The organism is Modestobacter sp. SYSU DS0904 (assembly GCF_054051115.1).
This window is the reverse complement of record NZ_JBJHAQ010000069.1, coordinates 1-7,260: the sequence shown is the minus strand read 5'-3', so window position 1 is coordinate 7,260 and position 7,260 is coordinate 1. Positions and strand designations below refer to the sequence as shown.

Annotated in this window: 7 protein-coding genes and 1 pseudogene; 4 read left to right on the top strand and 4 right to left on the bottom strand. The window is 76.0% G+C overall.

Going from position 1 to position 7,260, the window contains the following annotated elements; all coding sequences use genetic code 11:
• Nucleotides 1-204: 204 nt before the first annotated feature.
• Nucleotides 205-918, bottom strand: coding sequence for a hypothetical protein (locus tag ACI79U_RS21230; protein ID WP_457071491.1), 714 nt, complete (start codon nt 916-918; stop codon nt 205-207).
• Between the two features lie 174 nt (nt 919-1,092).
• On the opposite strand from ACI79U_RS21230, the gene ACI79U_RS21225 reads away from it, so the two are divergent.
• Nucleotides 1,093-2,775: a long-chain-fatty-acid--CoA ligase gene (locus ACI79U_RS21225; RefSeq protein WP_457071493.1), complete on the top strand. Its 1,683-nt coding sequence runs from the start codon at nt 1,093-1,095 to the stop codon at nt 2,773-2,775.
• A gap of 4 nt (nt 2,776-2,779) precedes the next feature.
• On the opposite strand, the gene ACI79U_RS21220 is transcribed toward ACI79U_RS21225, so the two are convergent.
• Genes ACI79U_RS21220 through ACI79U_RS21210 form a run of 3 tightly spaced genes read right to left on the bottom strand, consistent with a single transcriptional unit; the run spans nt 2,780 to nt 5,102 of the window.
• Complete coding sequence (locus tag ACI79U_RS21220) at nt 2,780-3,976, bottom strand: MFS transporter (RefSeq protein WP_457071495.1); 1,197 nt, start codon at nt 3,974-3,976, stop codon at nt 2,780-2,782.
• The gene (locus ACI79U_RS21215; protein ID WP_457071497.1) at nt 3,973-4,539 is read right to left on the bottom strand and encodes a TetR/AcrR family transcriptional regulator; all 567 of its coding nucleotides are present in this window, start codon (nt 4,537-4,539) and stop codon (nt 3,973-3,975) included. Before ACI79U_RS21215 ends, ACI79U_RS21220 begins: the two co-directional genes overlap by 4 nt.
• Nucleotides 4,536-5,102, bottom strand: a complete 567-nt coding sequence (locus ACI79U_RS21210; RefSeq protein WP_457071500.1) for a sugar O-acetyltransferase — start codon at nt 5,100-5,102, stop codon at nt 4,536-4,538. The genes ACI79U_RS21215 and ACI79U_RS21210 overlap by 4 nt, the downstream gene beginning before the upstream one ends.
• An 89-nt stretch (nt 5,103-5,191) precedes the next feature.
• On the opposite strand from ACI79U_RS21210, the gene ACI79U_RS21205 reads away from it, so the two are divergent.
• The 3 genes and pseudogenes from ACI79U_RS21205 to ACI79U_RS21195 form a co-directional block, all read left to right on the top strand.
• Entirely contained in the window at nt 5,192-6,043 is an 852-nt protein-coding gene (locus tag ACI79U_RS21205; RefSeq protein ID WP_457071502.1) for an alpha/beta fold hydrolase, read from the top strand.
• Entirely contained in the window at nt 6,040-6,858 is an 819-nt protein-coding gene (locus tag ACI79U_RS21200; RefSeq protein ID WP_457071504.1) for an alpha/beta hydrolase, read from the top strand. Before ACI79U_RS21205 ends, ACI79U_RS21200 begins: the two co-directional genes overlap by 4 nt.
• Before the next feature lie 107 nt (nt 6,859-6,965).
• Nucleotides 6,966-7,260 (top strand): annotated as a pseudogene (locus ACI79U_RS21195) (HNH endonuclease); the annotation flags it as partial.

The window sequence follows — 7,260 nt, the reverse complement described above, 5'->3', positions numbered from 1 at the left end:
CCGCCCCGCCCACCTCCCCCCGCCCCCCCCCCCCCCCCCCCCCCCCCCCCCCCCCCCCCCCCCCCCCCCCCCCCCCCCCCCCCCCCCCCCCCCCCCCCCCCCCCCCCCCCCCCCCACGGCTCGGCCGGCGGCCCGCTGACCCCGCGGCCGGCTGACCCCGCGGCCGGCTGACCCCGCGGCCCGCTGACCCGGTGGGCCGCCCGGTCAGACAGGCGTGCCGCCGTCCCGGTGGTGCCAGGGGATCGGCGCACCTTCCTCGAGCCAGCGTGCGGTCGTCTCGGGTTCCCGCCGCAGCAGCTCCTCCAGCAGCGCCGAGCGCAGCTCGGCGAGCTCTGCCCGGGTGGCCGGGGACACCGACCGGCGCAGCTGCTCCCCGGTGGCCGACCACGCGGTGAACAGCTGCTCGGTGGTCAGCTGGTCCACCGGGCGGCGCAGCGGATCCGGCAGCGCCTCGCGCGGCGACACCTCCCGGGACGGGGCTTCCCACGACGGGGCTCCCCAGGACGTCGCCCCCCACGACGAGGGCCCCGCGCCGGGGCCCGTGGTCGTGTCCAGGTCGGCGAGCCACCCGGCGGCCGCCACGGCGCAGAGCACCAGCAGCAGCGGCACCACCAGCACGCCCGCGCCGCCCAGCAGCCCGATGCCCGTCGCGAACGGCAGCAGCAGCGCCCCTATGCCCGCGGCGTACAGCGCCCTGCGGCGGGCGGCCGGGGACGCCGGGAAGCCGGGGTCGGCCAGGCCGATCGTCACACCGACGGCGGCGCCGGCCAGGAGTCCGACGATCAGCAGCGACGGCAGCGCGGTGGCGGTGGCGCCCAGCAGGGCGGTGCCCACGTAGAGCGTGGGTGCGGCCAGCCGGCTGGCCCGGGTCACCCCGCGCCAGAGCCGGGCCGACGGTCGGGACGAGGGGGTCGGCATCTCGGGCCTCCTGGAGTCGGCGGGCAGTGCTGCTCAGGGTGTGGCTGCCGGAGGTGTGCTCGCGCACACGTCGGAGGTCACCTCCGCGGGCCGATCGTCACGAGATCTCCACGTGCCCACCCGGCATGCGCCGGTTGCCGGGCGGCCCCGTACCCCTCGTGGTTCGCTGTCGGGGTGATCACCGAACCGGTGCCGCACTGGACCCGCAGCTACGCCCCCGGAGTGCCTGCCCGGGTGGACGTGCCCGAGCAGACCGTGGGCGACCTGCTGGCGGAGGCCGCGGCGCATTTCCCCGACCGCACGGCGCTGGACTTCTCCGGTGCCGCCACGACCTACGCCCAGCTGCGCGACCGGGTGGCCACCGCCGCCGAGGCGCTGCGCAGGCTCGGCGTCGGCCCCGGTGACCGGGTCGCGCTGGTGCTGCCCAACTGCCCCCAGCACGTGGTCGCCTTCTACGCGGTGCTGCGGCTGGGCGCGGTGGTGGTGGAGCACAACCCGCTCTACACCGCCGAGGAGCTGCGGACCCAGTTCCTGGACCACGGGGCCACCGTCGCCGTGGTCTGGGACAAGGTCGCGCCGCTGGTGCAGGGGCTGGAGCTCCCCGACCGGTGCACCGTCGTCGCCGTCGCCCTGCCCCGCGCCCTGCCGTGGACCAAGCGGCTGGCGCTGCGCCTGCCGGTGCCGAAGGCGCGGGCCACCCGGTCGGCGATCACCGGACCGGCGCCCGGCGCGCTCAGCTGGGAGCACCTGGTCGCCGAGGCGCCGGCGCTGGACCCGGCCCACCCGGGGCCGGCGCACACCGACGTCGCGCTGTTGCAGTACACCGGCGGCACCACCGGAACCCCGAAGGGGGCGGTGCTCACCCACCGCAACCTGCTGGCCAACGTCACCCAGTCCGTCGCCTGGGTTCCCGGGCTGCGGGAGGGCGAGGAGGTCTTCTACGGCATCCTGCCGCTCTTCCACGCCTACGGGATGCTGCTGGGCCTGGTGGCCGCCGTCCGGCTCGGCGCCACGCTGGTGCTGTTCCCGCGCTTCGACGTCGACCAGGTGCTCAGCGCCGCCCGCCGGCTGCCGCCGACCTTCCTGCCGGCGGTGCCGCCGGTCTACGACCGGCTGGCCACCGCCGCCGCCGAGCGCGGCGCCGACCTGTCGAGCACCCGGTTCGCCCTCTCCGGTGCCATGCCGTTGCCGGCCGCGACGGCGCAGCGGTGGGAGGAGGTCACCGGTGGCCTGGTCGTGGAGGGCTACGGGATGACCGAGACCTCACCGATCGTGCTGGGCAACCCGGTGGGCCCGACCCGCCGGCCGGGCACCGTCGGCCTGCCCTTCCCGTCGACGGAGATGCGGATCATCGACCCGGAGGACCCGGCCGTGGACCGGGCCCCGGGGGAGCGGGGGGAGCTGCTGGTCCGCGGGCCGCAGGTCTTCTCCGGCTACTGGAACCGGCCCGGGGAGACCGCCGAGGTGCTGCTGCCCGGTGGCTGGCTGCGCACCGGCGACATCGTGGTGGCCGACGACGACGGCTTCGTCACGGTGGTCGACCGGATCAAGGAGCTGGTCATCACCGGCGGGTTCAACGTGCACCCCTCGGAGGTGGAGGCGGTGCTCAAGGCGGTGCCAGGCATCCGGGACGCCGCCGTGGTGGGCCTGCCCGGGCCGGACGGCGGAGAGGAGGTCGTGGCCGCCGTGGTGCTCGACGACCCGGACCTCGACCTGGACGCGGTGCGCGCCCGTACCCGCGAGCAGCTGGCCGGCTACAAGGTGCCGCGGCGGCTGGTCCCGGTCGAGGACCTGCCCCGCTCGCAGATCGGCAAGGTGCTGCGCCGCCAGGTGCGCGAGCAGCTGCTGGCCGACTGACCGCTCACGTCGCGGGCTCCCGCAGCGTGCCGGCGATCGCGGTGGCGACGGCGAGCAGCACCGCGACCACGGTCAGCGCGCGGAGCACCGACAGCTCGTGCCCGAGGAAGCCGATCAGCGGCGGGCCGGCCAGGAACGCGCAGTAGCCGATCGAGGCGACCACGCTGACCCGGGTGGCGGCGTGCGCCGGGTCGTCGGCGGCGGCGCTCATGCCGACCGGGAAGCCCAGCGAGGTGCCGGCGCCCCACAGCAGGGCTCCGGCGAAGGCGACGCCGGTGTTCGGGCCGAAGACGAACAGCAGCAGCCCGACCACCGCGAGCCCGGCCAGCGCCCGGACCAGCGGCACCCGGCCGTACCGGTCCAGCAGCGGCGGGCCCACCCAGCGGGCCGCGGTCATCGCGGCGAGGAACACCGCGAAGCTCAGCGTGCCCACCGCCGGGCTGGCGCCGTACCCGTCGATGAGCGCGATGCTGATCCAGTCGTTCGCCGTCCCCTCGGCGAAGGCGAAGGCGAGCACGAAGAGCCCGATCAGCAGCGTGCGCGGCTCGCGCCACCGGGCGAGCACCCCGCCGGGCTCGGCCGGGCGTTCCCCGCCCGGGGTGTCCTCGACGTCGGGGACGAAGCCGCGCACGGCCGGCGGCACGACCACGGCGACGACGACGGCGACGCCGAGCAGGTGCGCGGTGACCGGCACGTCGAGCGCGACCATCGCCGCCCCGCCCAGCGCGCCGATCACGGTGCCGAGGCTGAAGCCGGCGTGGAAGCGGCTCATGACGGCCCGGTCCAGGTGCCGCTCGACCACGGCGCCCTGCACGTTCATGCCGACGTCCCAGGCGCCGTTGGCGAACCCCATGACGAACAGCCCCAGCACCAGCGGCAGCACGCCGATCAGCGGCGCCACGGCGACGATGACCAGCGCGACGGTGAGCAGCCCGGCCATCAGCGTCACCGTGCGCCGGGAGCCCAGCCGGGCGATCACCGGCCCGGACAGCGGCAGCGCGATCACCGACCCGGCGGCGATCGCCAGCAGCACCAGGCCCAGCCCGGCCGGGTCGAGGTCCAGCCGGGTGCGGACCTGCGGGATGCGGGCGGCCCAGCTGGCGAAGGCGAAACCGGCGCCGATGAAGGCGACGTAGGTCGCCCGGGTGGCGGCCCGCACCTGCGCGGCCGACGGTCCGGTCGCGTCGGTGGTGGTGGTCATGCGTGCTCCTCGGGGGCGGTGCTCGGCCGCACGACGCGGGCGATGATCTCGGTGGTCTGCGCCCGGTCGACGGGGCTGGTGGCCAGGACCTTGTGCATCACCAGGCCCTCGATCAGGGCGTCGACCCCACGGGCGGTGGTCGGGTCGACGAAGCGCTCCAGCACGCTGCGGCTGCGGCGCATCCAGGACTCGGTGACCGCGCGCAACGACGGGTCGCGCAGGGCCGCCAGGTAGAGCTCGTAGGCCACCGCCCAGTCGCGGTCGTCGGCGCCGGCGTCGCCGTGCACCAGCTCGGTGACCGCCGCGACGACGTCCGCGCGGCTGCGCACCTGGTCGAAGTGCGCCTCGTAGGTGGCCGCCATCCGCTCCGCGTGCCGGGTGAAGGCCTGGGCGAGCAGGTCGTCGAGGCCGGTGAAGTGGTAGGTCAGCGACCCCAGCGGGACGTCGGCGCAGGCGGCGATGAGCCGGTGCGTGGTGTTCGCGACGCCGTGCTCGGCGATCACGTCGAGGGCGGCGTCGACGATCCGGTCGGCCCGCTGCGGGTCGTGCCGTCGGGTGTTCACCCGAGGGCGCGGACGACGCGGGCCGGATTCCCCACGGCGACCACGTCCGCCGGCAGGTCGCGGGTGACCACGGCGCCGGCGCCGACCACCGTGTTCTCCCCGATGGTCACCCCCGGGCAGACGATCACGCCGCCGCCGAGCCAGACGTTGTCGGCGATGGTGATCGGCCGCGACCCCTCCCACTTCTCGCGGCGGGGGCCGGCCTCGACGGGGTGGGTGGCGGTGAGCAGCTGGACGTTCGGCCCGATCTGCACGTCGTTCCCGATGGTCACCCGGGCGACGTCGAGCACCACGAGACCGAAGTTGGCGAAGGTCCGCGCGCCCACCGACGTCCGGTACCCGTAGTCGCAGCGGAACGGCGGGCGCAGCTCGCTGCCGGGGCCGAACGCGGCCAGCAGCTGCTCGAGCACCTCGCGGCGCGCGGCTCCGTCGGTGGGGTCCATCGTGTTGTACCGGTGGGTGAGCTGCTGGGCACGGGTGCTGTCGGCGGCCAGCTGCGGGTCGTCGGCGATGTACAGGTCACCGGCGAGCATCCGCTCGCGCATACTGCGCCCGTCGTCCATGTGTACAACTGTACACAACAGCGTGGCGGACGGATCGGTGTGTCACCGGTGCGCTGCTGGGCACCGGTGCGGGCATGGGTGGTGAGGGCGTGGGTGGACCGAGCACCGATCAGCTGCCGACCGGGGAGACCTGGCTCGTCGACGTCGGTGGGGTGCGGCTCAACGTCTGGACGGCGGGGGAGTCCGGCCCGCCGGTCCTGCTGGTGCACGGCATCCCCACCAACCACCGGCTGTGGGAGGACGTCGTCCCGCCGGTGGCCGCCCGTGCCCGGGTGTTCGCCGTCGACATGCTGGGCTACGGCGGGTCGGCCGCCCCGGACGGGCACCCGGTCGACCTGGCCACCCAGGCGTCGCTGCTGCTGGGGTTGCTGGACGCCCTCGAGCTGGACCGGGTGGTCGTCGTCGGGCACGACCTCGGCGGCGGGGTGGCGCAGATCCTGGCCACCACCGCCACCGACCGGGTCGCCGGCCTCGGCGTCGTCGACGGGGTCAGCTACGACGGGTGGCCGGTGCCGCTGGTGCGTGCGCTGAAGGCCGCCTGGCCGCTGGTGCGGCAGCTGCCCCCACCGGCCCTGGCCACCGCGCTGCGCCCGGCGCTGCGCACCCTGTTCGCCGATCAGGACCGGGCCGGCCCGTTCATCGACCGCTTCGTGGCCCCGTGGGCTCACCCCGGTGGCCCGCGGCTGCTGGCGCGGCACCTGCGGTCGCTGGACTCGGTCTACACCCAGACGGTGGCCCCGTTCCTGCCCCGGCTGATCATGCCCGCCGAGGTGGTGTGGGGCCGGCTGGACCACCAGATGAAGCCGCGCTACGGGCAGCAGCTGGCCGACGACCTGCCCGACGCCCGGCTCACCATGGTCGATGGGGCGAGCCACTTCGTGCCCGCCGACCGCCCCGAGGTGGTCGCCGCGGCGGTCCTGCGGCTGCTCGACCGGACATGACCCGCCCGCCGGCCGGGCCGGCTCTCGACCGCCGGCGACTGTTGGCCCTCGCCGGCCACCTGGTCGTGGGCGGTGTCCTCGCCGGTTGCGCCGGTCGGGTGGTCACCTCGCCGGGCGGCCCGGACGGCACGGGTGGCTCGGACGGCGGCGACGACGCGGCCGCGCTGACCGCCCGCCCCGGGGAAGCCTCGCCGTCGGCGGAGCCGACCGGCACCCACCCGCTGGGGGTGGAGAGCGAACGGGACGCGCTGCTGCACGTGCCACCGGGACTCGACCCGCAGCGACCGGCGCCGCTGGTGGTCTCCCTGCACGGGGCCGGCGGTGATGCCGCCGGGGGCATCGGCCTGCTGCGGCCGCTGGCCGACGAACGCGGTCTGGTGCTGCTCGCCCCTGCCTCGCGCGGCTCCACCTGGGACGCCGTCCGCGGCGGGTTCGGCGAGGACGTGGCCGCCGTGGACCGGGCGCTCGGCGAGGTGTTCTCGCGGCTGCGGATCGACCCCGGGCGGGTGGCGGTCGCCGGGTTCTCCGACGGCGCGACGTACGCCCTCGGGCTGGGCCTGGCCAACGGGGAGCTGTTCGACCGCATCCTCGCCTTCTCGCCCGGCTTCGTGCCGCCCGGTCCGCGCTCCGGGCAGCCGGCGGTGTTCGTCTCGCACGGCACCGACGACGAGGTGCTGCCGATCGACCGGACCAGCCGGGACCTGGTCCCGGAGCTGCGGGACGACGGGTACGACGTCATCTACCGCGAGTTCGACGGGGGTCACGCGGTGCCGCCGGAGATCGCGCAGGAAGCGGTCGACTGGCTCGGCTGGTGAGCGGACCGGCCGTTGCCTGCTCCTGGACCTGGTGCGGATCGACTCAGCCGTGAGCCCGCGACTCCGACCTGTCAAAATCGTCGTACCTCGAACGTATGTTCGGGTGCATGACGGAGACCGCGGCCCTGCCCCCGCCGTCGGTCCCGTCTGCCCGGTCGGCCAACGTGGTGATCGAGCTGCACTACCCGGGGTCCCGGGAGCCGTCGCCGGCGTCGCAGTGGCCCGATGAGCTGCTCGCGGCCCGGCTGCAGGGCATCCAGCGCCAGCGGGCGCGGGCCACTGCGGAGGAAGCCGAGCTGATCCTGGCCCTGGCCGGCCAGCGGCCCTCCGCCGCGGATCCTGCGCCGGATCATCCCGGTGCGCGGCGGGCGGGGTGGACCGCCCAGCCGGCCGACGGTGAGG

Coding starts and splice junctions, on each gene's coding strand:
- ACI79U_RS21230 (WP_457071491.1), bottom strand. CDS start 918: ATGCCGACCCCCTCGTCCCGACCGTCGGCCCGGCTCTGGCGCGGGGTG.
- ACI79U_RS21220 (WP_457071495.1), bottom strand. CDS start 3,976: ATGACCACCACCACCGACGCGACCGGACCGTCGGCCGCGCAGGTGCGG.
- ACI79U_RS21210 (WP_457071500.1), bottom strand. CDS start 5,102: ATGGACGACGGGCGCAGTATGCGCGAGCGGATGCTCGCCGGTGACCTG.
- ACI79U_RS21200 (WP_457071504.1), top strand. CDS start 6,040: ATGACCCGCCCGCCGGCCGGGCCGGCTCTCGACCGCCGGCGACTGTTG.